22 protein-coding genes are annotated in these 22,720 nt (G+C 73.5%); 14 read left to right on the top strand and 8 right to left on the bottom strand.

Going from position 1 to position 22,720, the window contains the following annotated elements:
* Positions 1-51: 51 nt before the first annotated feature.
* The 3 genes from ACNAVT_RS29790 to ACNAVT_RS29780 all read left to right on the top strand — a co-directional run bounded on the left by ACNAVT_RS29790 (position 52) and on the right by ACNAVT_RS29780 (position 1,579).
* Positions 52-408: an STAS domain-containing protein gene (locus tag ACNAVT_RS29790; protein WP_416301093.1), complete on the top strand. Its 357-nt coding sequence runs from the start codon at positions 52-54 to the stop codon at positions 406-408.
* Positions 409-471: 63 nt separating this feature from the next.
* A complete protein-coding gene (locus tag ACNAVT_RS29785) occupies positions 472-918 on the top strand; it encodes a response regulator (protein WP_416301091.1) in 447 nt (148 codons plus the stop codon).
* Positions 919-1,042: 124 nt separating this feature from the next.
* Positions 1,043-1,579, top strand: coding sequence for an ATPase (locus ACNAVT_RS29780; protein WP_416301090.1), 537 nt, complete (start codon positions 1,043-1,045; stop codon positions 1,577-1,579).
* A gap of 8 nt (positions 1,580-1,587) precedes the next feature.
* Here the strand turns inward: ACNAVT_RS29780 and ACNAVT_RS29775 are convergent, their stop codons facing one another.
* Positions 1,588-2,421 (bottom strand): hypothetical protein, encoded by an 834-nt coding sequence (locus ACNAVT_RS29775; protein WP_416301088.1) that lies wholly within the window; start codon positions 2,419-2,421, stop codon positions 1,588-1,590.
* A gap of 331 nt (positions 2,422-2,752) precedes the next feature.
* Between ACNAVT_RS29775 and ACNAVT_RS29770 the strand changes: the two genes are divergently transcribed.
* Positions 2,753-3,703 carry an endonuclease/exonuclease/phosphatase family protein gene (locus tag ACNAVT_RS29770; RefSeq protein ID WP_416301086.1) on the top strand — a complete coding sequence of 317 codons (951 nt, stop codon included), beginning with the start codon at positions 2,753-2,755 and terminating at the stop codon, positions 3,701-3,703.
* 4 nt (positions 3,704-3,707) lie between these two features.
* Here the strand turns inward: ACNAVT_RS29770 and ACNAVT_RS29765 are convergent, their stop codons facing one another.
* Positions 3,708-4,136 (bottom strand): OsmC family protein, encoded by a 429-nt coding sequence (locus tag ACNAVT_RS29765; protein ID WP_416301084.1) that lies wholly within the window; start codon positions 4,134-4,136, stop codon positions 3,708-3,710.
* Between the two features lie 73 nt (positions 4,137-4,209).
* Entirely contained in the window at positions 4,210-5,157 is a 948-nt protein-coding gene (locus tag ACNAVT_RS29760; RefSeq protein ID WP_416301082.1) for a serine/threonine-protein kinase, read from the bottom strand.
* A 183-nt stretch (positions 5,158-5,340) separates the two neighbouring features.
* Between ACNAVT_RS29760 and ACNAVT_RS29755 the strand changes: the two genes are divergently transcribed.
* From ACNAVT_RS29755 to ACNAVT_RS29730, 6 genes are all read left to right on the top strand, one after another.
* Entirely contained in the window at positions 5,341-5,562 is a 222-nt protein-coding gene (locus ACNAVT_RS29755; protein ID WP_416301080.1) for a hypothetical protein, read from the top strand.
* Positions 5,563-5,692: 130 nt separating this feature from the next.
* A complete protein-coding gene (locus ACNAVT_RS29750) occupies positions 5,693-6,433 on the top strand; it encodes a response regulator transcription factor (protein ID WP_416301125.1) in 741 nt (246 codons plus the stop codon).
* Positions 6,411-7,901: an ATP-binding protein gene (locus ACNAVT_RS29745; protein ID WP_416301078.1), complete on the top strand. Its 1,491-nt coding sequence runs from the start codon at positions 6,411-6,413 to the stop codon at positions 7,899-7,901. Before ACNAVT_RS29750 ends, ACNAVT_RS29745 begins: the two co-directional genes overlap by 23 nt.
* Positions 7,902-7,946: 45 nt before the next feature.
* Positions 7,947-10,079 carry an ArnT family glycosyltransferase gene (locus ACNAVT_RS29740; RefSeq protein ID WP_416301076.1) on the top strand — a complete coding sequence of 711 codons (2,133 nt, stop codon included), beginning with the start codon at positions 7,947-7,949 and terminating at the stop codon, positions 10,077-10,079.
* A gap of 1 nt (position 10,080) precedes the next feature.
* On the top strand, positions 10,081-11,310 hold the full coding sequence (locus tag ACNAVT_RS29735) for a glycosyltransferase (protein WP_416301074.1): 1,230 nt from the start codon (positions 10,081-10,083) through the stop codon (positions 11,308-11,310).
* A 91-nt stretch (positions 11,311-11,401) separates the two neighbouring features.
* On the top strand, positions 11,402-12,169 hold the full coding sequence (locus ACNAVT_RS29730) for a helix-turn-helix domain-containing protein (RefSeq protein ID WP_416301072.1): 768 nt from the start codon (positions 11,402-11,404) through the stop codon (positions 12,167-12,169).
* Positions 12,170-12,202: 33 nt separating this feature from the next.
* Here ACNAVT_RS29730 and ACNAVT_RS29725 read toward each other — a convergent pair whose 3' ends face one another.
* Complete coding sequence (locus ACNAVT_RS29725; RefSeq protein WP_416301070.1) at positions 12,203-12,601, bottom strand: VOC family protein; 399 nt, start codon at positions 12,599-12,601, stop codon at positions 12,203-12,205.
* Between the two features lie 181 nt (positions 12,602-12,782).
* On the opposite strand from ACNAVT_RS29725, the gene ACNAVT_RS29720 reads away from it, so the two are divergent.
* The 4 genes from ACNAVT_RS29720 to ACNAVT_RS29705 all read left to right on the top strand — a co-directional run bounded on the left by ACNAVT_RS29720 (position 12,783) and on the right by ACNAVT_RS29705 (position 17,895).
* Positions 12,783-12,932: a hypothetical protein gene (locus ACNAVT_RS29720; protein WP_416301068.1), complete on the top strand. Its 150-nt coding sequence runs from the start codon at positions 12,783-12,785 to the stop codon at positions 12,930-12,932.
* A 5-nt stretch (positions 12,933-12,937) separates the two neighbouring features.
* On the top strand, positions 12,938-14,353 hold the full coding sequence (locus ACNAVT_RS29715; protein WP_416301066.1) for a class I SAM-dependent methyltransferase: 1,416 nt from the start codon (positions 12,938-12,940) through the stop codon (positions 14,351-14,353).
* Positions 14,346-16,403, top strand: coding sequence for a sulfatase-like hydrolase/transferase (locus ACNAVT_RS29710; RefSeq protein WP_416301065.1), 2,058 nt, complete (start codon positions 14,346-14,348; stop codon positions 16,401-16,403). Before ACNAVT_RS29715 ends, ACNAVT_RS29710 begins: the two co-directional genes overlap by 8 nt.
* A gap of 208 nt (positions 16,404-16,611) precedes the next feature.
* Positions 16,612-17,895, top strand: coding sequence for a citrate synthase (locus ACNAVT_RS29705; protein ID WP_416301063.1), 1,284 nt, complete (start codon positions 16,612-16,614; stop codon positions 17,893-17,895).
* Positions 17,896-17,967: 72 nt separating this feature from the next.
* On the opposite strand, the gene ACNAVT_RS29700 is transcribed toward ACNAVT_RS29705, so the two are convergent.
* The 4 genes from ACNAVT_RS29700 to ACNAVT_RS29685 all read right to left on the bottom strand — a co-directional run.
* Positions 17,968-18,675, bottom strand: a complete 708-nt coding sequence (locus tag ACNAVT_RS29700) for a fasciclin domain-containing protein (RefSeq protein WP_416301061.1) — start codon at positions 18,673-18,675, stop codon at positions 17,968-17,970.
* An 80-nt stretch (positions 18,676-18,755) separates the two neighbouring features.
* Entirely contained in the window at positions 18,756-20,876 is a 2,121-nt protein-coding gene (locus ACNAVT_RS29695; protein WP_416301060.1) for a M14 family zinc carboxypeptidase, read from the bottom strand.
* Positions 20,877-21,001: 125 nt separating this feature from the next.
* Positions 21,002-21,658, bottom strand: coding sequence for a response regulator transcription factor (locus tag ACNAVT_RS29690; RefSeq protein ID WP_416301059.1), 657 nt, complete (start codon positions 21,656-21,658; stop codon positions 21,002-21,004).
* A 176-nt stretch (positions 21,659-21,834) separates the two neighbouring features.
* A partial coding sequence (locus tag ACNAVT_RS29685) for a glycosyltransferase family 4 protein (protein ID WP_416301058.1) occupies positions 21,835-22,720 on the bottom strand: 886 nt, incomplete at its 5' end.

Here is a 22,720-nt window from a genome sequence, read left to right as displayed (position 1 = left end):
CGTATACTTGCCGAACCGCAAGCGTCCGGCGTGCGAGCGAGAGGGGCCACGGTGACGTTCACCGTCACATACGCCCAGCGGGACGGGGGCGAGGCCTGCCTCCGGCTCGCCGGCGAGCTCGACCTGAGTACCACTCCACAGCTGAACGACGCCATCGACCGCCTGACCGCCGAGGGACACCGGGAGTTTCTGGTGGATCTCACCGAGCTCACCTTCTGCGACTCGACCGGCATCGCCGCGTTCGTCCGTGGCGACAACCGCGCCGCCGCGGCGGGCGGCTGGCTGCGGGTCACCGGGGCGACCGGTCGGGTCGCCCGGGTGCTCCAGGTGACCGGGCTGGCCGAGGTCCTCCGGTACGAGGAGAACGCGCCCGACCCGGCCTCGCCGGCCGGGCCCGTGATCGGCTAGATTTCGCCGCCAGCAGGTGACCCCACCCGGTCCGGTCGCCGCCGAGACGAAGCAGGTAGTCCCATGGCCTCAGCCACCCCGAGCCCGGTTCGCATCCTCGTGGTGGACGACGACCCGGGGGACGTCCTGATGATCGAGGAGGCGCTCGAGGACTCCGACGTCGAGAAGGTCATCGACGTGGTCAACGACGGCGAGGAGGCGATGGAGTTTCTCCGGCGCGAGGGCCGGCACAGCGGCGCCCGGCGCCCGGACGTCATCCTGCTCGACCTGAACATGCCCCGGATGGACGGCCGGCAGGTGCTCGGCGCGGTCAAGCAGGACGAGGACCTGCGAACCATCCCGATCGTCGTGCTGACCACCTCCAACGCCGACACCGACATCGTCGGCAGCTACACGTTGCAGGCCAACGCGTACGTGACGAAGCCGATCGACCTGGACGACTTCAACGATGTGGTGCGCCGCATCGACGAGTTCTTCGGCCGCGTGGTGGTGCTCCCGAAGCACTCCTGAGCCGGAGTCGCCGGAGTCCGGGGCGCGGATACTGAACAATTTTCGGGAACCGCCGCGCCCGTGGCCGCCAACCCTAAGGATCGGCAGGTGGGGAAGTAACACCGGCTGCCTGGGGGGCGACAGTATGAGGTTCTCCGTCGTTGAGACCGGTTACGACCAGCGGCAGGTGGACTCCTGCCTGGATGAGCTGGGAATCCGGTTGGTTCGGCTGGCGGCGCGCGCGGAGAGCGCCGCCGGTGCCGGCCGCGAGTGGGACCAGATCCGGCAGGAGGCGTCGCACCTCTGCGACTTCCTGTGCCGCCGCACCGCGTCGCCGGACGGCGACGTGGCCGCCGTCCGGGCCGGCGCGACGGGGGTGGAGCGGGAGGCCGCAGAGCTGCTGGCCCGGGCGCGCGGCGAGCTGGAGGCCGCCCGGGAGGAGGCCCGCCAGGTGCGCGAGCAGGCGTACGCGGAGGCGGTGCGGGCACGCCGCGACGTCGAGGCGGCGCTGCTGGCCCGGCGGCGGCGGGAGGCCCGGGTGGAGGAGCTGCTGTCCGGGGTACGCGGCGACCCGGTGCCGGTGGACACCCCGACGGCCACGGCCGGGGTGCCGGCGACCCGGGTGGCCGCAGGCGCTCCCGGCGACCCCGCGACCGGATCGACCGAGCGGAGCGCCGCCTGAGTTCCGGCTCAGACCAGCGCGGCGACCACGGTGGTGGCGCGGTCCTCGTGCTGGGCGTACGCGTCGGGGAAGGCGGAGACCTGCACGGCCTGGGCCGCCGCGGTGAGGCTGAGGTCCTGCCAGCCGGGCACCTCGTTGAGCGCCGTGAAGAAGGCGCGCGCCGCGTACGCCGGGCGCATCAGTTCGGCGACCGTGCCCCAGCCGCTGCTGGGTCGCTGCTGGAAAAGCCCGACCGAGTCGTGGTCGGCGCCGCTGCCCTGGTGCGGATAGCTGTAGGACTCCGAGAGCACGTCGCTGGCCAGGTTGTAGAGGTCGCTCTCCTGCATCGCCGTCGCGATTGCCACGACGAGCGCGCGGCGCGGCATCCGCATGGCCAGTCCGACGTCGACGATCGCCTTGGCGTTGTCCATCTGGCGCTGGTCCAGGCCGGCGACCGGGCGGGGGTGCTTCGGCCGGGTGGGCTTCTTCGGCGTCTTCTTCGTCGGCTTCGGGCTCGGGGTGGCGGCCGGGGTCGGGGTGACCGGCACGGCCACCGGCGGCGCGGTGCGCTCGAAGTCGCGGGAGGTGCGCTGCTCGGCGGCGGCGCGGTCGGCCAGCACCTCGCGGGCGGGCTCGCGACGCGGTCCGGTGTGGCCGGCGCCGAACGGCCAGACGAGGCTGAGAGAGCACGCCACGCCGGCCACGAAGGCGACCCGGGCGGCGGCGGACCTGAGCCGACCACGGCGTGGCGGCTCGGGGGCCCGATGCCGCCCGACCCGCCTTTCGGCCGATGCGCCATCGGCCGCACGGCCAGCTGGGCGCTTCTCGATCGTCTTCTGCTCGGGGGAGTCGTCGGGATGCACCCGCCGAGGCTAGAGAGCTTCCCGGCGCTTGCGACCGGGGTGGTTGGTGGCATGCGTCACAATTTGCCATGATCCGCACCCGCATTACGCTCGGTGAATCATGAAAGCCGCGCTCGTTGCTTTTCGGTTTTGTCGGTAATAGCGGAAACAGTGGGCTAAGACGGTCTAATGATCATCTTCGGGGCGGCTCGACCAGGCATCCTCCGTTCGGCCGATGCGTACCCTCGCCGACCGGAGACGAGGGCTTCGTCGAAGCGGGCAGCGCGGCGGCTCCCCGAGCTCATCGGGATCCCCGCCACCGCGGGCACCCCGGCTCGATACGATGCGGACGGTGACGGAGCAGATGGTCGATGAGCCGGCCGCCGGTGATCCGGTCGCTCGCCGGGGCCGGCGGGGACTGGTGCTCGTCGTCGTCGCCGTCCTGCTGGCCCTCGTGCTCGCCGGCCACCGTGCGGTACCCAACGTGCACGGCCTGGGCAGCCTGGTCGACAGCGCCACCCCGTTGCTCGGGCTGGGCGTACCCCTGCTCGGGCTCGCGGCGGCGCTGCGCCGCTCCCGACGGGCGCTGCTTGCGGTGCTCCTCCCCGCGCTCGTCTGGGCCGCTCTCTACGGCGGAGCCTGGCTGCCGCCGGCGGCCGGCGCCGGGCCGGCCTCGCTCCGGGTGGCCAGCCAGAACCTGCGCTCCGGCAACCCTGACCCGGCCGCCACGGTCGGTCCGCTCGCCGCCGCGGACGCGGACCTGATCGGGTTGCAGGAGGTCGACGACGACGATCAGGTCGATGCCGCGCTGCGGCAGCGGTACCCGCACCGGGCCGCGGTGTCGACGGTCGCGCTGTGGAGCCGGTGGCCGATCCGCGACTCGGTCGGCGTGGACACCGGGCTGGGCTGGGATCGGGCGCTGCGGGCGGTGGTCGCCGCCCCGCAGGGCGACCTGGTGGTGTACGTGGTCCACCTGGGCTCCGCCCGAGCCGGGCACACGGTCACCCGCGACGAGACCCTCGCCGCGCTGGCCGCCATCGTGCGGGCCGACAACGCCGCCCGGCTGGTGGTGCTGGGCGACCTGAACACCGCCACCACCGACCGGGTGTTCGCCCCGCTCACCCGGCTGCTGCGCAACGCCCAGGCGGATGCCGGTCAGGGTTTCGGGTTCACCTGGCCGGCCGAGCTGCCGGTGACCCGCCCGGACCACGTGCTCTACCGGGGCCTCACCCCCACCACCGCGGGGGTGTTGCACACCCCGGACAGCGACCACCGGGCGGTGACCGCCAGTTTCCGCTGGTGAGCGATCAGCGCTGCCCGTTCGTCGCCGGCGTGACGGTCAGCCGGTGCCGGCTGTTGTCTCCGCTGGAGAACGGCCAGAGTCGATCGGCGTACGCGACCAGGTCGGCCAGCTGCTTGCGGGTCAGCCCGGCGGAGGAGATCTCGGCGTGCACGTCGGCGTGGTACCGGCCGTCGTCGTCGCGACCGAGCTTCGCCTCCGCGGTCACCTTGACCGTGTGCGCCTCGTCGGTGATCTCGGCGGCTGCCTCCACCGCGGCGTGGTGCAGGCAGGACGCGAACGCCGCGGCCAGCAGCTGCTCGGGTGTCAGCCCGGTGCAGTGGGGCGCCAGTGGGGACGCCAGGGCCGAGGAGAGCCCGCCGTCGTCGGTGCGTACGTGACCCCCCGCGGCGGTCGCCGTGGCCTTCTCGTGCAGCCAGGAACTCAGATCCGGCATCGCGTTCCTCCCGTCACTCACCCGCCCGGCTACCCGGCCCCCGTGACGCGAAACCGGGCCCTTGTCGGGGGAGTCAGCAGCGGGCCGGGCCGGCCGGACCCGCGTCGGCCGCCATCGCCTCGGTCGCCTCGGCGGCCGCCCGGTCGGTCCACGGCGAGACCACCGCCGGGCGCTGCCGGGGCGCCGCCAGCATCGGCACGTACACCCGGGCGTCCACCACCTCGGCGAGCAGCAGCGCGGCCATCAGACTGCTGGGCCGGGTGGCCGGATCCTCGGCGAGGCAGCGTCGGCACAGCTCGGCGACCTCGGCCGGCAGGCCGTCGATCTCGGGCAGCGCCTGCGGCGGTTGGCGCCGTCGCGCGCCGAGGAAACGGGTGGTGCTGTCGGCGGCGTACGGGAGCCGGCCGGCCAGGCAGTAGTAGAGCAGCACGCCGAGGGCGTACATGTCGGCGGCGGGGGTGGCCGGCTGCCGGTCGAGCTGCTCCGGCGCCAGGTACGCCGGGGTGCCCAGCACGATCCCGTCCGGGGTGAGGTCGGGCGTGCCGGCCGGGGTGGCGATGCCGAAGTCCAGCACCTTCACGCCGGCCGGGGCCAGGATCACGTTCGCCGGCTTCACGTCGCGGTGGACGATGCCGTGCGCGTGCGCGGCGGCCAGCGCGGCGCTCACCTCGGCGCAGACCCGGGCCGCGATGCGCCAGTCCAGCGGGCCGTCGCGCAGGTGCGCGGCGAGCGTCTCGCCCTCGGCCAGCTCCATCACGATGTACGGCACCGCCCGGCCGTCCGCCGCGGTGGAGGTGCCGAAGTCGTGCACGCTGGCCACGTTCGGGTGCACCAGGCGGGCGGCGGAGCGGGCCTCCGCCCGGATCCGCTCCACCGAGGCGGCCTCTCCGTCCAGCCCCGGGGAGATCAGCTTCACCGCGACAGCCCGGTCCAGGACGAGGTCGTGGGCTCGCCACACCTCGGACATCCCGCCGACGCCGACGCGCTGTTCGAGCTCGTACCGCCCGCCCAACGTCCGCATCGACGTCTCCTCGTCCTCGTCCGGCACCGCCGCCCGGTGCTGCGGGTCGCGGTACCCCGGCCCGCAGCCCAGCAAACCGCCGGGGGTTTCCGCGGCCGGAGGCCGTCGGTGCGGGGTAGCTTCCCGGAAGGGGCGTCGTGACGTCGCGGTTCGGCGGGAAGCGGAGGGCGCGGGGTGGCTCTGGTGCGCGTACGGTTCGTCGGCGGGCCCGCCGACGACCTGGTCCGGGACCTGCCGGCCGATCCGGACGGGGAACCGCCGCTGCGGTGGGTCATGCGCCACCCCGACCGGCCGGCCCCGGGTGGCGGCGAGGCGGACCACCTCTACGAACGGGACCACCGGGACGGCTGGGGCACCTGGATGATGCGATACGTGCGCACCGATCCGTTCGGCGTCACCGAGTGACCCGCCGGGGCCGTTTCGGGCCCCCGGCGCCGCCCGGCATGACCGAGACCCGCCCCGCACCGGCACAGCTGGTACACAGGATCGGGACAGGCTCGGCACAGCGGACACGCCCACGATGGGGGACATGGTCATGGACGGGCAGGCCGCGCAGGGCCGGATCGAGCTGCGCCGACCGGACGGCGAACCGGTGCGCGTGCTGGTGGTGGACGACGAGCCGACCCTCACCGACCTGCTCTCGATGGCCCTGCGCTACGAGGGCTGGCAGGTGTCCACCGCCGGCAACGGGATGACCGCGATCAGCACCGCGCGGCAGTTCAAGCCGGACGCGGTGGTGCTCGACGTGATGCTCCCCGACCTCGACGGCTTCCAGGTGCTGCGCCGGCTGCGCGAGGAGACCCCGACCGTGCCGGTGCTCTTCCTCACCGCCCGGGACGCGGTGGAGGAGCGGATCGCCGGGCTCACCGTCGGCGGCGACGACTACGTCACCAAGCCGTTCAGCCTGGAGGAGGTGATCGCCCGGCTGCGCGCCCTGCTGCGCCGCTCCGGGTTCGCGGTCGCCGCCCGCGAGGACGCCGTGCTCACCGTCGGCGACCTCACCCTCGACGAGGACAGCCACGAGGTACGCCGCGGCGGCAACCTGATCACCCTCACCGCCACCGAGTTCGAGCTGCTGCGCTACCTGATGCGCAACCCGCGCCGGGTGCTGAGCAAGGCGCAGATCCTCGACCGGGTCTGGAACTACGACTTCGGCGGCCAGGCCAACGTGGTCGAGCTGTACATCTCGTACCTGCGCAAGAAGATCGACGCGGGCCGCGACCCGATGATCCACACGCTGCGAGGCGCGGGGTATGTCCTCAAGCCCGCGGAGTGACCGGGCCGGGCGGCTGCGTGGCCGGCTGGTCGGCTGGTCGCTGCGCCGGCGCCTGGTGCTCTCCGTGGTGGCGCTGCTCGCCCTGGTCGGCATCGGCATCGGCGGCTTCACCACGGTGGCGCTGCGGCACTTCCTGGTCGCCCAGATCGACAGCCAGCTCGGCGGCGAGCAGCCCCGCTGGCAGCAGGACCGGCGGTCTCCGTTCGACCTGCCACAGCGGCACGACGAGAGCCGCCCGCCCTCGCTCCCGCCCGGCTTTCCCCCGGACTCCATCGCGGTCCGGATCGCCGGTGGGCAGGTCGCGGCGTCGAAGCAGAGCGCCCAGGCTCCGGCCGCGGTGCCGGCCGGCGACGTGGCCGCGCTGACCCGTCTGCCCGCCGACGGCACGCCGCGCAGCGTCGACGTCGGCGACCTCGGCGACTACCGCGCGGTGGCCCGCAAGGTGCCCGACGGTGACGTGCTGGTCTTCGCCATCCCGCTCGCCCCGGTCGAGGCGACGGTCATGTGGATGCTCCTCGCGCAGGCGGGCGTGGTCACCGCCGGGCTGCTGATCGCCGGCAGCCTCGGCGCGCTGATCGTCCGGGCCGCGCTGCGCCCGCTGAACCGGGTCGCCGCCACCGCCGGCCGGGTCACCGAGCTGCCGTTGGATCGCGGCGAGGTGGCGCTGTCGGTCCGGGTGCCGGCGGCCGACACCGACCCGCGCACCGAGGTGGGGCAGGTGGGCGGCGCGCTCAACCGGATGCTCGGCCATGTCGCCGCCGCGCTCGCCGCCCGGCAGGCCAGCGAGACCCGGGTACGCCAGTTCGTCGCCGACGCGAGCCACGAGCTGCGGACACCCCTGGCGGCGATCCGCGGTTACGCCGAGGTGGCCCGGCGCGGCCGGGACGAGGTCCCGCCGGACGTGGCGCACGCGCTGCGCCGGGTGGAGTCGGAGAGCACCCGGATGACCAGCCTCGTCGACGACCTGCTGCTGCTCGCGCGCCTCGACTCCGGCCGGCCCCTGGCGGCCGAGCCGGTGGACCTCACCGCGCTGGTGGTGAACGCGGTCAGCGACGCGCACGTGGCCGGTCCCGACCACCGCTGGGAGCTCGACCTGCCCGACGAGCCGGTCACCGTCACCGGCGACGCCCACCGGCTGCATCAGGTGGTGGCGAACCTGCTCGCCAACGCCCGGGTACACACCCCGCCGGGCACCACCGTCACCACCCGGCTCGCGTCCGTGGCAGACGGCGTCGAGCTGAGCGTCGCCGACGACGGCCCTGGTATCCCCGTCGATCTCCAGCCGGAGGTCTTCGAGCGCTTCGCCCGCGGCGACAGCTCCCGTTCCCGGGCGCACGGCAGCACCGGCCTCGGCCTGGCCATCGTGGCCGCCGTGGTGGAGGCCCACCACGGGCGGGTCGACGTGTCCAGTCGCCCCGGCCGTACAGTGTTCACGGTGCGGCTGCCGGGATCCACAGCCGACGCATAGGTCGCTCATGGGGCCGGGCCAGCGGGCCGTCCGAGGCTGGCCGGCATGGACAGAACCGAGAGCCTGCTGACCGCGGCCACGCCGGGGCCGACCGTGACCGACCCGGCCTCCGTGCCCGCCCCGGATCCGGTCCGGACGGAGGCGGTGCGTCCACCGTCCGAACCGCCGCGCGGCGACCCCCGTTGGACGCGACCGGCCCTGGTCGCCCTGCTGCTGGCCGCCGGCCTGCTCTACCTGTGGGGCCTGGGCGCCTCGGGCTGGGGCAACGCGTTCTACTCGGCGGCGGTGCAGGCTGGCTCGGAGAGCTGGAAAGCCTTCTTCTACGGCTCCTCCGACGCGGCCAACTCGATCACCGTCGACAAGACCCCCGCATCGCTGTGGCTGATGGCGCTCTCCGTGCGGGTCTTCGGGTTGAGCAGCTGGTCGATCCTCGTACCGCAGGCGCTGCTCGGGGTGGCCTCGGTCGGTGTCCTGTACGCCGCCGTCCGGCGCTGGTACGGCCCGGTCGCCGGCCTGGTCGCGGGGGCGGTCCTCGCGGTCACCCCGGTGGCCACCCTGATGTTCCGGTTCAACAACCCCGACGCGCTGCTGGTGTTCCTGCTGGTCGCTGCCGCCTATGCGACGGTCCGCGCGGTCGAGACGGCGAGCACCCGGTGGATCGTGCTGGCCGGCGCGCTGGTCGGCCTCGGCTTCCTCACCAAGATGCTCCAGGCGTTCCTGGTGATTCCGGTCTTCGCCGGGGTGTACCTGCTGGCCGCGCCGACCGGCTTCTGGCGGCGGATCCGGCAGCTGCTGCTGTCCGGGCTGGCCGTGGTGGTCTCCGCCGGCTGGTGGGTGGCGATCGTGGAGCTGGCCCCGGCCGGCGCCCGCCCGTACGTCGGTGGCTCGCAGCACAACAGCATCCTGGAGCTCACCCTCGGCTACAACGGCCTGGGCCGGATCACCGGTGACGAGGAGGGCAGCGTCGGACCAGGCCGGATGGGCGGCGGCGGTCCGTTCTCCGGGCAGACCGGCCTGCTGCGGATGTTCGACACCGAGGTCGGCGGGCAGATCTCCTGGCTGCTGCCGGCCGCGTTGATCCTGCTGGTCGCCGGGCTGGTGCTGGCCGGGCGGGCGGCGCGTACCGACCGGAGCCGAGCCGGGCTGCTGTTGTGGGGTGGGTGGCTGCTGGTCACCGGGCTGATCTTCAGCCTCATGTCCGGGATCTTCCACGCGTACTACACCGTGGCTCTGGCGCCGGCGGTCGGTGCGTTGGTCGGCATCGGCGCGACCCTGCTGTGGCGGGCCCGAACAACCCCCGCCGCGGCCCCGGACCGACGCCGGGCGTTCGCCGCCACCGGCACGCTCGCCATCACCCTGGCGGTCACCGCCTGGTGGTCGTGGCACCTGCTCGGGCGTAGCGCCGACTGGCACCCGTGGCTGCGTAGCGCCGTCCTGGTGGTCGGCCTGGCCGCCGCCGCGCTGCTGCTGCTCGTCGACAGACTGCCCCGCCGGGTGGCGCCGGTGGTGCTGGCGCTCGGTGCGGCCGCCGCCCTCGCCGGCCCGGTCGCGTATTCGCTGCAGACCGCGTCGACCGCCCACACCGGCTCGATCCCGAGCGCCGGCCCGTTCGTGCAGGGCGCGTTCGGCCCGGGCCGCGGCGGGTTCCCCGGTGGCGGTCCGAACGGAGCCTTCCCGGGCTTCCCGGGTGGCCAGGACGGCACCGGCCAGAACGGCACCGGCCAGAACGGCGTCGGCCAGAACGGCGGCACCGGGCGGAACGGCCAGTTCCCCGGCGGCGCCGGCCGGTCGGCGCGCGGTGGCGGCATGGGCGGGCTGCTCGACGCTCGCGAGCCGAGCGCGGAGCTGAAGGCGTTGCTGGAGGCAGGTGCCGACGACTACACCTGGGTGGCCGCGACCGTCGGCTCGAACAACGCCTCCGGCTACCAGCTCGCCACCGAGCGGCCGGTGATGCCGATCGGCGGCTTCAACGGCAGCGACCCGTCCCCGACCCTGGCCCAGTTCCAGCGCTACGTCGCCGACGGGCGGATCCACTACTTCATCGGCGGCGGTGGGTTCCGGGCCAACGGCGGCAGCAACGCCTCCCAGGAGATCGCCACCTGGGTCGCCGAGCACTTCACCGCGAAGACCGTCGACGGCGTCACCCTGTACGACCTGAGCAGCGGAAAGCAGGGCTGAGATGACCGGGACGAGCGAACCCCGGATGGCGGTCCAGGCCGGGCCGACGACGCCGACGGCGGTGCTGGACGTGGTGGTTCCCGTCCACAACGAGGAGGCCGACCTGGAGCCCTGCGTCCGGCGGCTGCACGCCCACCTCACCGGGCACTTCCCGTATCCGTTCCGGATCACCGTGGCGGACAACGCCAGCGTCGACGGCACCCTCGCGGTGGCCGAGGCGCTCGCCACGGAACTGCCCGAGGTGGGGGTGCTGCACCTGGACGCCAAGGGGCGGGGCCGGGCGCTGCGGGCGGCCTGGTCCGCCTCGCCGGCGCCGGTTCTGGCGTACATGGACGTGGATCTCTCCACCGATCTGGCGGCGTTGCTGCCGCTGGTGGCGCCGCTCATCTCCGGCCACTCCGACCTGGCCATCGGTACCCGGCTGGCGCGGACCAGCCGGGTGGTTCGGGGCGCCAAACGGGAGGTGATCTCCCGCGGCTACAACCTGTTGTTGCGGGGGACGCTCGCGGTGCGCTTCTCCGACGCGCAGTGCGGTTTCAAGGCGATCCGCGCCGACGTGGCGGCCGGGCTGCTGCCGCTGGTCCAGGACACCGGCTGGTTCTTCGACACCGAGCTGCTGGTGCTGGCCCAGCGGGCCGGGCTGCGCATCCACGAGGTGCCGGTGGACTGGGTGGACGACCCGGACAGCCGGGTGGACATCGTCGCCACCGCGTTGGCCGACCTGCGCGGCATCTCGCGGCTGGGCCGGGCGCTGGTGACCGGGGCGCTGCCCCTGGCGGAGCTGCGGGCGCAGGTCGGCCGGGCGCCGCTGCACCCGCCACCGGCGCAGGTGCCGGTCGGGTTGCCCCGGCAGCTCGTCCGGTTCGCCGCCATCGGGGTGGCCAGCACGCTCGCCTACCTGGCGCTGTTCGTACTGGCCCGGGGCCCGCTCGGGGCACAGCCGGCGAATCTGCTGGCGCTGCTGGTCACCGCGGTGGGCAACACGGCCGCCAACCGGCGGCTCACCTTCGGCGTGACGGGCCGCCGCCACGCCGGCCGGCACCACCTCCAGGGGCTGGTCGCCTTCGCGCTCGGTCTGGCCCTGACCAGCGGCTCGCTGGCGCTCCTGCACGCCGGTTCCGGTTCGCCGCCCGGCGTGCTGGAGCTGGTCGTCCTGGTCGCCGCGAACCTGGCGGCCACCGCGCTCCGGTTCACCCTGCTCCGCCTGGCCATGCATCACCGCCGCCCGTGACCCGGGCCCTGCGCCACGAGGCTGTCGTCGTGCCCTTCCGGGCGTCGGACGACAGCTTCGTGGTCGTGGGTAGGCGTGGCAGGGTGATGGCATGTACCGGGAACGGGCGGTGGCCGGAATCCGCGGGGCGGTGGCCTGGCACAGCGCCGCCGCGGGCGGGACACCGGCCCGGGTGCTGCCCGACGGCTGCCTGGACCTGCTCTGGTCCAGCCGGGTAGGCCTGCTGGTCGCCGGTCCGGACCGGACCGCCCACCTTTCCGTCAGCGTGCCGGGCGAGCGCTGGGTCGGGCTGCGCCTGCCGCCCGGCGTCGGCCCCGCCGTCTTCGGGGTCCCGGCCGACGAACTGCGGGACCGGCGGATCCCCCTCGTCGAGCTGTGGGGCCGGGCCGGTGTCGAGCTGGCCGACCGGGTGGACGCGGTGCCCGCGGTCGTTCCGGCCAGCGCCGCGGCGACCCACACCGAACCGCTGGACCCCGGGCCCGGCCACGCCACGGCGGTCGCCGCCGTGCTGGAGGCGGTCGCGGTGGCGCGGCTGCGCGCGGGCGGCGGCCCCGATCCGCTCGGCGCGCGGGTCGCCGCCCGGCTGGCGGCCGGGGCGACCGTCGCTGCCACCGCCGCCGAGGTCGGCCTCGGCGCGCGGGCCCTGCATCGGCGCAGCCAGCTCCTCTTCGGCTACGGCCCGAAGACCCTCGCCCGCATCCTGCGGATGCGCCGGGCCCTCGACCTGGCCCGCGCCGGCACGCCGCTGGCCGAGGTCGCCGCGCTGGCCGGGTACGCCGACCAGGCCCACCTCACCCGGGAGGTGACGGGGCTGGCCGGCGTGCCCCCGACCCGGCTGCTGCCGATGGATCCCACCTGACCTGCGCCTCCACCCGTCGCCGGCGGACGCGGGTCAGTCCGTCTTGAGGGGCGCGTACAGGTCCACGCCGTTGCCGTCCGGGTCGTGCAGCACCGCGTACCGCTGGCCCCAGTCCGCGTCCCAGGGCGGCAGGTGGCCGTGGTGGCCGGCGGCGGTCAGCTCGGCGTACCAGTGGTCGACCTCCGCGGGGTCGGCGCAGCGGAAGGCCAGGCTGGTCCGCGGACTGCCGCCGGGTGGGGTGAAGCCGGGGTCGAAGCCGCGGATCGTCGCCACGGTGTCGAAGGCCAGCCGGACGCCGTTGTCCAGGGTCACCTCCACGTGCGGTTCCCGTTCCGCGTCGGGTGGGACCGGCAGCCCCAGCCGGCGGTAGAAGTCCAGCGTGCGGCCCATGTCGGTGACGACCATGCCGATGAGGTCGAAGTTCGGTGTCATGCCGGCCACGGTAGGGACCGGTGGGGGCCGGTGTCTTGAACGAAACGGACAGGGGTGCAGTGACCGGTGCGACCTCCGCGCCCCGCCCCGGCGGCGTACGGTGGGGGACAAGTCCGGCTTAAGGCATGAAAGCCGTCATATCGGGCCGGTCTCCATCAACGGCGAGGGAAAGGGAGCAGCCGTGACGCACCTGGCCTACCTGGATTCGGGATCCGGCAGCCTCATCGTGCAGGCGGTGGTCGGCGGCGTGGCCGGGGCGGCGGTGGCCGTCAAGGTCTACTGGCGACGGCTGGTGGCCCGGTTCCGCCGGCAGCCCACGGACCAGGGCTGACCGGGGTGGCCGTCCCCGACGCCGGCCTCCGGGTGGAGCCGGGCTCCTTCCGCGACCCCGGCAACCGGGTCTTCCACCGCCGGGACGAGGTGCTGCGCGGGCTGGACGAGCGGTCCGCCCGCGACTGGCGAGCCCTCGCCGCCAGCGACTTCTTCCGGCACCTGATCGCCGCGGGCAAGGTGTGCGGCACCGAGGAACTTGTCCCGACCCCGGTCGACGTCGGGTGGGCCGCGGTGCTGCGGCACGAGCGCATCCCGTTCGTGTCCCACCCGTACGAGTGGTCGTTCGGGATGCTGCGCGACGCGGCCCTGCTGCACCTGGAGGTCCTGCGGTCGGCGCTGGCCGCCGGCTTCACCACCAAGGACGGCTCGGCCTACAACCTGCAGTGGCGGGGCGCCTCGCCGGTCTTCATCGACGTCGGCTCGTTCGAACCGGCCCGCGACGGGGAGCCCTGGGCCGGTTATCGCCAGTTCTGCCAGACGCTGCTCTATCCGCTGCTGCTGCAGGCCCATCTCGGGCTGGACTTCCAGCCCTGGCTCCGGGCCCGGATCGACGGCATCGAGCCGGACCAGATGCGCCGCCTCTTCGGGGGCGCCCGCCGGCTGCGCGCCGGGGTGCCGACCCACGTCCACCTGCACGGCGCGATGCAGGCCCGCAACGCCCACGCCAGTACCAGCGACGTCCGCGCCCAGCTGCGAGCCGCCGGCTACTCCCGCGAGCTGGCCCTGGCGACCGTACGCGGCCTCGAGAAGCTGGTCCGCCGGCTGGACCACCGACCGGGCGAGAGCCACTGGTCGGACTACCAGCGCACCTGCGCGTACTCCGTGCCCGACCGGCAGGCGAAGGAGAGCTTCGTCGACCGGGCGGTGGCCGCGACCGCGCCCGGGCTGGCGCTCGATCTGGGCGCCAATGACGGCCGGTACGCCCGGATCGCCGCCCGGCACGCCGACTACGTGGTCGCGGTCGAGCAGGAACCGGCGGTGCTCGACGCGCTCTACCGCGCGCTGCGAAACGAGGGGGAGCGCCGGATCCTGCCCCTGGTGATGGACCTGGCCGATCCGTCGCCCGGCGGGGGCTGGCGGGGCGTCGAGCGGGCCGCCTTCGCCGACCGGGCGCAGGCCGACGTCGTCCTCGCCCTGGCGGTGGTGCATCACCTGGCGATCGGCCGGAACGTGCCGCTGGCCGGGGTGCTGGACCAGCTCGCCGGCCTGACGGCGCCCGGCGGCTCGCTGGTCGTGGAATTCGTCCATCCCGAGGACCCGATGGCCCGCCGACTGCTGGCCAACAAGCCGGGCGGACTCTTCCCCGACTACCGGCGCGAGGCGTTCGAGTCGCTGCTCGCCGCGCACGGCCGGACCGTCCGCCGGGTCGAGCTGCCGGCCGGTACCCGGACGCTCTACCAGGTGGTGGTCCATGGCTGAGCGCACCCTCGTCCCGCCCGAGGTCCGACCGGTCGCGCCGGCGCGGTCCCGCCGCCGGCGCGCGTGGAGGGGGGCGTGGCGCAGTGAGCTGGGCCGGCTGCTGGAGGTCGTGGCGCTGGTCGGACTGGTGGTCACCCAGCCGCTGCTGGACGTGCTCGGCCGCAGCCCCGACTTCTTCCTGTTCCATCGCGCCTCGCCGGCCGACGTGCTGCTCCTGGTGGCCCTGATCGCCATCGTGCCGACCGTGCCGTTCGCCCTGCTCGGCGCGGCCAGCCTGCTCGCCGGGCGGATCCCCCGGGCGGCCGCGCACACGCTCGTGGTGGGGCTGCTGCTGGCCGCGCTGGCCGTCCAGGTCGGGCGGCACACCACGCCGCTGCGGGGCGTACCGCTGCTGCTGGCGGCGGGCCTGGCCGGCGCCGCCGGGGCGACCGCGCACCGGCGATGGCGGGTGCCGGGTCGGGTGCTGCGGGTGGCCGCGATCGGCCCGCCGATCTTCGTCGGACTCTTCCTCTTCGCCTCACCGGCCTCGGCGGTGGTGCTGCCCCACCGCCACGCCGGGGCCGCCGGGGTGGCCGGCGCGGGCGCCCACCCGCCGGTCGTGATGATCGTCCTGGACGAGCTGCCGCTGGTCTCGTTGCTGGGGCCGGACGGGCAGATCGACGCCACCCGGTACCCGCACTTCGCCGAGCTGGCCGCAGGCTCGACCTGGTACCGCAACGCCACCGGCGTCAGCGGCTGGACGCCGTACGCACTGCCGGCCATGCTGACCGGCCGCTATCCGGCCGAGTCGGTGGCCCCGCACTACTCGCAGTACCCGGACAACCTGTTCACCGCCCTCGGTGGCCTGTACGAGATCAAGGCCGAGGAGAGCATCACCCGGCTCTGCCCGCCCAGCCGCTGTGACCAGCCGGCCAGCCCGCAGCAGGGGCTCGGCGTGCTGGTCCGGGAGACCGGCAAGCTGCTGCGCCAGGTCACCGCGCCGATGGACAGCCAGGTCGACCCGGAGGGGTCCTACCGGGAGCTGACCCGGGCCGAGGCGAGGGTGGACGCCGCCGAGCCGGTCCCGGCGGACCCGAAGTTCCGCTGGGACACCCTGAACGACAACCAGCCGGCCCGGTTCACCAGCTTCCTCGCCGGGCTGCGCCCGTCGTCCCGGCCCACCCTGCACTTCCTGCACCTGCTCATGCCGCACGCGCCGTGGGCGTACCTGCCGTCCGGGGCGCACTACGCCGCCCCCGACGACCTGCCCAACGACGGCGCCGGCTGGGTGGACCTGGCCCGCCAGCGCCACCTGGCCCAGCTCGGCTACACCGATCGGCTGATCGGCGAGACGTTGCGTACCCTGCGCGCCACCGGCCTCTACGACAAGGCCCTCGTGCTGGTCACCGCCGACCACGGGGTGAGTTTCAAGCGGGACTGGCAGGGCCGGGGGATGGACGCCATCAACCACGCCGCGGACCAGGTCGCCTGGGTGCCGATGTTCGTCAAGGAGCCCGGCCAGAAGGCCGGCCGGATCGACGACCGGAACTGGCAGCACGTGGACCTGCTGCCCACCATCGCCGACGAGACGCACATCAAGATCCCTTGGCGGATGGACGGACGCTCGGCGAAGCAGGCCCCACGCGAGCAGGCCGACAAGCGCTTCTACGACCGCCCCGGGCAGCCCGTGGCGATCACCGGCGGGGTGCCGTCCCCGCCCGCCACGCCCACCCCGGACCCGCTGGTCGGCACCCGGGTCGGCAACAAACCCGGCGGCGGTACGGCCACCGTGACGAACCTCGCCGCGTTCCGCGCCGTCGACCCGGCGGACGGCGAGCTGCCCGCCCTGGTCTGGGGCACCGTGCCCGCCTCGGTGCCCAACGGGACGAAGCTGGCGGTAGCGGTCAACGGCACGATCGGCGCGGTGGTCCCGGTCGTCCCGACCGACAAGGGCGGCCGACGGTTCGCCGCCTTCCTCCCCGACGATCGGCTCTACGCCCCCGGGGCCAACCGCCTGGACATCTACCGGGTGGGCGCCGACGGCAGCTTGCGCCGCCTCGCCCTGTCCTGAGCAGGCATCTCGCGTCCCGACAGCGTGACGACCGCCCCGGCCAATCGGCCGGGGCGGTCGCGCTCCCACCGGTTTCCGAGCCGGCCAGTCGGGAATCGGGTGACGCACACCTCACCACGGAACCACGACGAGCAGTGTCCTCCAGACCGTGATTACGGTAAAAGCGAAGGCAACTCAAAGAAGATCTTGCCGGCGAAGCGAGGAACAGATGACGGAAGTCAAGCTCGACCACCCCGGTGGGCAGCTGTCGATGCCGGTGCAGTCCGCGGTCGAGGGTCCCGCCGGGATACAGGTGGGCACCCTGCTCAAGGAAACCGGGATGACCACCTACGATCCCGGTTTCGTCAACACCGCGTCCTGCTCCTCCGCGATCACCTACATCGACGGTGACGCGGGCATCCTGCGGTACCGCGGCTACCCGATCGAGCAGCTGGCCGAGAAGTCCTCCTTCCTGGAGGTCTCCTACCTGCTGATCTACGGCGAGCTGCCGACCCAGCAGCAGCTGACCGAGTTCAGCGAGCGGATCCGGCGGCACTCGCTGCTGCACGAGGAGATGCGCCGCTTCTTCGACGGCTTCCCGCGCGACGCGCACCCGATGGCGGTGCTCTCCTCGGCGGTCAGCGCGATCTCGACCTTCTACCAGGACAGCCTGGACCCGTTCGACTCCCAGCACGTGGAGATGTCCACGGTGCGGCTGATGGCGAAGGTCCCGACCATCGCCTCGTACGCCTACAAGAAGTCGATCGGTCAGCCGCTGCTGTACCCGGACAACTCGCTCGGCTACGTCGAGAACTTCCTGCGGATGACCTTCGGCGTGCCGGCCGAGCCGTACGAGGTCGACCCGGTGGTCGCCCGCGTGCTGGACATGCTGTTCGTCCTGCACGCCGACCACGAGCAGAACTGCTCCACCTCGACCGTGCGCCTCGTCGGCTCCAGCAACGCCAACCTCTTCGCCTCGGTGTCGGCCGGCGTGAACGCGCTCTTCGGCCCGCTGCACGGCGGCGCCAACCAGGCCGTGCTGGAGATGCTCCAGAAGATCCAGGCCGACGGCGGCGACGTCCGTTCCTTCGTGCGGAAGGTGAAGGACAAGCAGGACGGCGTGAAGCTGATGGGCTTCGGCCACCGGGTCTACAAGAACTACGACCCGCGCGCCGCGATCGTGAAGAAGGCCGCCCAGGACGTGCTCGTCCGGATGGCCAAGCCGGACCCGCTGCTGGACCTCGCGATGCAGCTGGAGGAGATCGCCCTCGCCGACGACTTCTTCGTCTCCCGCCGGCTCTACCCGAACGTGGACTTCTACACCGGCCTGATCTACAAGGCCATGGGCTTCCCGACCAAGATGTTCACGGTGCTCTTCGCGCTGGGCCGACTGCCCGGCTGGATCGCCCAGTGGCGCGAGATGATCAACGATCCGGAAACCAAGATCGGCCGCCCGCGGCAGATCTACACCGGCTACGCCGCGCGGGACTACGTCCCGGCCGCCGAGCGCTGACCTCCGGCTGACGACGAAGGCCGCCGACCCCCGCGGGGGTCGGCGGCCTTCTCGCGTACGCGGGTGCGCGGGTCAGTGGCTCTTGTGGCCGCCCGTGCCCGCGGTGACAGGCAGGTTGCCGAGCACCCGGTTGATGATGTGGATGCGGGCGTCGGCGGCCCGGTAGTCGGCGCACACGGTGTCGGCCTTGTCGGCCAGGCGGGCCGTCGTGTCGCCGCCGGTCACCCTGATCTTCGTACCGGCGAGCGTGGTGACCTCGCCGGCGGCCACCAGGTCGGACAGCGACAGCGATCCGGCGACGAGGTGCTCGCGAAGCAGGCCGCGCAGCTTGTCCTTGTCGTCGATGAAGAGCTCGTCCAGGTTGTCCTCGGAGAACTGCGCCTCGAACGCGTCGTCGGTAGGGGCGAGGATCGTCACCCCGGACGCACGGTGCAGCTCGCTCGCCATGCCCGCGGCACGTACCGCCGCCTCGAACGTGGTGAGGACGGGCACCCACTGCAGGGCCGCCTCCGGCGGCTCCGCGGCCAGCGAAGACGGGTTGCCCGGCTCGGCGCCCGACGGCAGCGCGTCACAGAGCGACCCACGGACGGCGACCGACGGCGCGGCCGCACCGCCGGTCGCTGCGGCTGCGCGGCCCGCCGTACCGGAACCGGCACCGGAGCACGCCGCGCCGGCCAGCGTCAGGGACAGGCCCACCGCGGCGAGCGCGGCCAACCGGCGTCGTGAAACGCGACGGCCCGGCCGGCGGGGCCGGGATGGTGCGGTGGCAAGCTGGTCCACTGCGTCTTCTCCAGGTCGAATTGGGCCGTACCGGCCGGACCGGCCCGCAGGCCGGCCCAGCCGGTACGACGATCAGCGGATCACAGACCGGCGCACTGGCCGCTCTTCGGACCCTGCACCGCGTTGGCCACCTCGAGGTTGGCCGGGGCCGCGGTGTTGCCGCTGCACTGCAGCGGGCCGGTCACCGTGTTGGCCGCCACCAGGGGCGCGCCACCGCGGTTGTTCGCCAGCTCGACCGGGCCGTCGGCCTTGACGTCGACGAGCACCACCGGGCCGGCCGTCTCCGTGATCCGGGTCGGGCCGGTGACCGTGCTGTTGGTCAGGAACACACCCGCGGCACCGCTGGCCTCCACCGGGCCGGTGAACGACGAGCCGGTCGCGATCAGCGTGGCACCCGGCTGGACCCGGACCGGGCCGTTCACCGTGGCGTCCTTCAGGCAGGCGAAGCCGGAGACCACCAGCTTGCCGTTGTGCTTGCCGGTCAGGGTCGGGTACACCCGCTCGCCGGCCACCAGGCTCTCGACACCCTGCCCGTCGAGCAGCAGCGGGATCAGGCCCCGCTCCGGCTGGTTCAGGGGGACGACGTACCCGTCGGCGGTCTTGACGACCTGCCAGCCGTGCGCGGCGATGCGCTCGGCCACCGTGGTACGCAGGCCGGCCGGACCGTCGGTGCGCGCCCCGTTGTACTGCTCCTCGGTGAGCTTGTACGCGCACGGCGCGTTGTCGAGGATCAGGTTGGCGCTCGGGGCGTCGATCGGCGGCGGGGCCTCGCCCGGGTGCGGGGCCGGGTACGCCTCGATCGGGCGGGACCCGCGGAAGACGATCCGGCCGGTGTTCGACACCTGGAACTTGATCGCCTCGGCCCGCGCCGTGGTGATCGCGTTCAGGTTCGCCCGGTGGTAGTCGAGGAACTGGTTGAACGTCCACAGCGCGGAGAAGGTCTTACGCCGCCGGTTGTTCGCCGTGTTGCCCTCGTCCGGGCGGGTGGGGCCACCGGAGCTGCGCAGCTCGAGCAGCGAGTTGACCACGTTCTTGAGCCCGGCCGTGTTTCGGAGGATCGTCTCCTCACTCAGGCCGACGGCCCCGCCGCCGCTGCACCCGTACGGGCACGGCCACCAGCCGTCCTTGGCCCCCTGGGTGTACATGTGGCCCTCGATCATGTGCTGCGACTCGTCGAAGATCGACTTGGCCACGTTCTGGTGCCGCGGCGGCAGCATGGGCAGGTCACCGGCGTTGGAGTTGCCGAACTCGTGACCGTCGTAGCTGGCCACCGGGTGGTAGTCGCGCAGCATCGCCACGAACGCGGCGTTCTCCGGCTGGCGGATCAGCGAGTAGTCGCGGTTCAGGTCCTGCCCGGTGGAGTTGCCCCGGGTGTTCGCCGCCCGGCCGTCGCCGTTGATGGTCGGCACGATGAGCACGGTGGTGTGGGACAGCAGGTCGATCGTGCGGGCATCGTTGCTGAAGGCCAGCTTGCGCGCCATGATCAGGCAGGCTTCCCGGTCACCGGGCTCGTTGCCGTGCACGTTGCAGTTGATCAGCAGCGGCGAGGTGGCCGCCACGGCCGCCGCGGTGGCCGGCGGCGTCGGGTAGCCGAGGACGAACATGTTGATCGGCCGGCCGAGCACGGTCTTGCCGATCTCGGTCACCCGGACGCGGTCGCTCGCCTCGTCGAGCGCCGCGGTGTAGGCGTACTCGTTGACGTCGCTGGTGTACTGCGCCGCCAGGGTGGTCTCCCACTGGGTCCGCAGGTTCTCGCCCGGCACGTTCGGGTCGCCCCACGGTGCCGAGGTGGTCGCGAACACCGGCTCCGAGTACGGCTGCGCGGTGGTCCCGAAGCGGGCGCGCACCCGCCACTGGAACCGGGCGCCCGGGTTGTAGCCCGAGTCGGCGAAGGTCGGCGACTCGTTGTTGATCTGGCGGTTCGGCCGCCAGACACCGGTGATCACGGCCGGGCCGGTTGCCGAGTTGTCGGCGGCGACCGGAGTGCGCTCGATCTGGTAGTCGGTGGTGCCGGCAACCGGCGTCCACGCGAGGGTGGCGTAGCCGTCGGCCTGTACGACCGTGAGGCCTTGTACCTGGTTAGGCTCGGCCTGCACCACGGCAGCCGCCGGTTCGGCGTGTGCGGGCATCGGCCCGGTGACCGCCGCGAGGCTGGCGGCGAGCAGGACGGAGAAGATTGCCGTCGTCCGTCTGTCTCTCATAGAAGCTCCAGAACAGGTGGGGTGACACGGTGGGGACAGCACACCCCAGCCACGCGGTCCATGGTCGACCGCGCTGGTTTTCTTGAGGATGATCTGAGATTCGCCCGGCGACCCCTCGCACCGGCCTATTCGGGCCGTAGCCGGTAGCCCACTCCGCGTACGGTCTCCACCAAGCCGGCGTCGGCGAGCTTGCCTCGCAGGGCCGCGACATGGACGTCGAGGGTGTGCCCGGCGTTCCAGGTGGTCTGCCAGACATCCATCAGCAGCCGGTCCCGGGACACGACCGTTCCCGCCCGCCGGGCCAACGCCATCAGCAGCTCGAACTCCTTGCGGGTCAGGCTCACCTCCCGTTCGGACAGCCAGACCCGCCGGGCGTCGAGGTCGACCCGAAGGTCGCCGACCTCCAGCGTCGCCTCGACTCGCGTGGCGCGGGCCGCCCTGCGCATCACCGCCTCGATCCGGGCCTGCAGCTCCGCCATCGAGAACGGCTTCACGACGTAGTCGTCGGCACCCGCGCGTAGCCCTGCCACCCGGTCCCGCTCCTCGGACCGGGCGCTCACCGCGATGATGCCGACCGTCTCGTTGCGTCGGCGGATCTGCCGGCACAACTCCAGACCGTCCCGGTCGGGCAGGTTGAGGTCGAGCAGGAGGAGATCCGCCGGCCCGGCCGCGGCCGCCTCCGACGCGGTCGTGGCCGTGGTGACCGCGTAGCCCCGCCGGCGCAGCGCTCCGGCCAACGCGGATGCGACTCGCAGGTCGTCTTCCACCAGAAGCACCCGCACCCGCGTCTCCTCGGACCTCGTCCCGACATGATCCACGCGAGTCTGTCCGATGGACACCGCCGTGACCAGCCCGGACGGAAGATCATGACCGCACGACGACCTGTCTTGACCCGTCCCGGTGACCCGCCGGCCGCCGTCGGGCGGGCGACCTCGTGGTCGCCCGCCCGGTGTACGCCTCAGCGGAGGCCGGCGGCGGCCAGCAGGTTGCCCTCCGGCAGTGGCGGCAGGGCCCGGCCGAGGGCCATCCGCTGCTCGGCCCGCTCGGCCGTGAACGCGGCGTCGTTGGCGATGGCGGCGCCGTACGCGGCGGCGGTGCGGGACGCGATGGCCGGCCAGGCGTACTGCTCGTGGACCATGGCGTGGGCGCGCCGGGCGAGGGAGCGGGCGCGCCCACGGTCGGCGAGGAGCGCGTGCACCGCCTCGGTCAGCCCGTCCGGGTCCTGCGGGGCGAAGGTCATCCCCGTGACGCCGGGCTCGACGATCTCGGCAAGCCCGCCGGTCCGTGACACCGCGAGGGGCGCGCCGGCCGCGGCTCCCTCCAGGGCGACCATGCCGAACGGCTCGTAGATGCTCGGCACCGCGAAGCAGTCCGAGGCGGCCATCACCGCGGGCAGGTCGGTGCCGCCGAGGAAGCCCGGCATGCACACCGCGTCGCCGAGGCCGAGCCGGTGCACCTCGGCCTCCAGGGCCGCCCGGTACGGGCCGTCCCCCACGATCACCGCGCGCAGCCCGGGGTGCCGCTCGCGCAGCGCCGGAAGCCCGGCGAGCAGGTGCTGCACACCCTTCTCGTAGACCAGCCGGCCGGCGAAGGTGACCAGGGGGCCGTTCCCGGCGAAGCGGGCGCGGGCGGCGGTGACCATGTCCTCGGTCACCCGCCAGCGCTGCGGTTCGACCCCGTTGGGGACCACGTCGATCCGGCCGGCCGGTACGTCGAACAGCCGGGTGACCTGGTCGCGCATGTAGCCGGAGCAGGTGATCACCCGCCCGGATTCGGTGGCCAGCCACTGCTCGACGCCGTGGATGGTGCGGTTCATCTCCTCGGGGAGCCAGCCCTGGTGCCGT

The organism is Micromonospora sp. SL4-19, assembly GCF_047921475.1.
GTDB lineage: Bacteria > Actinomycetota > Actinomycetes > Mycobacteriales > Micromonosporaceae > Micromonospora.
This window is presented reverse-complemented; position numbering and strand designations above follow the sequence as displayed.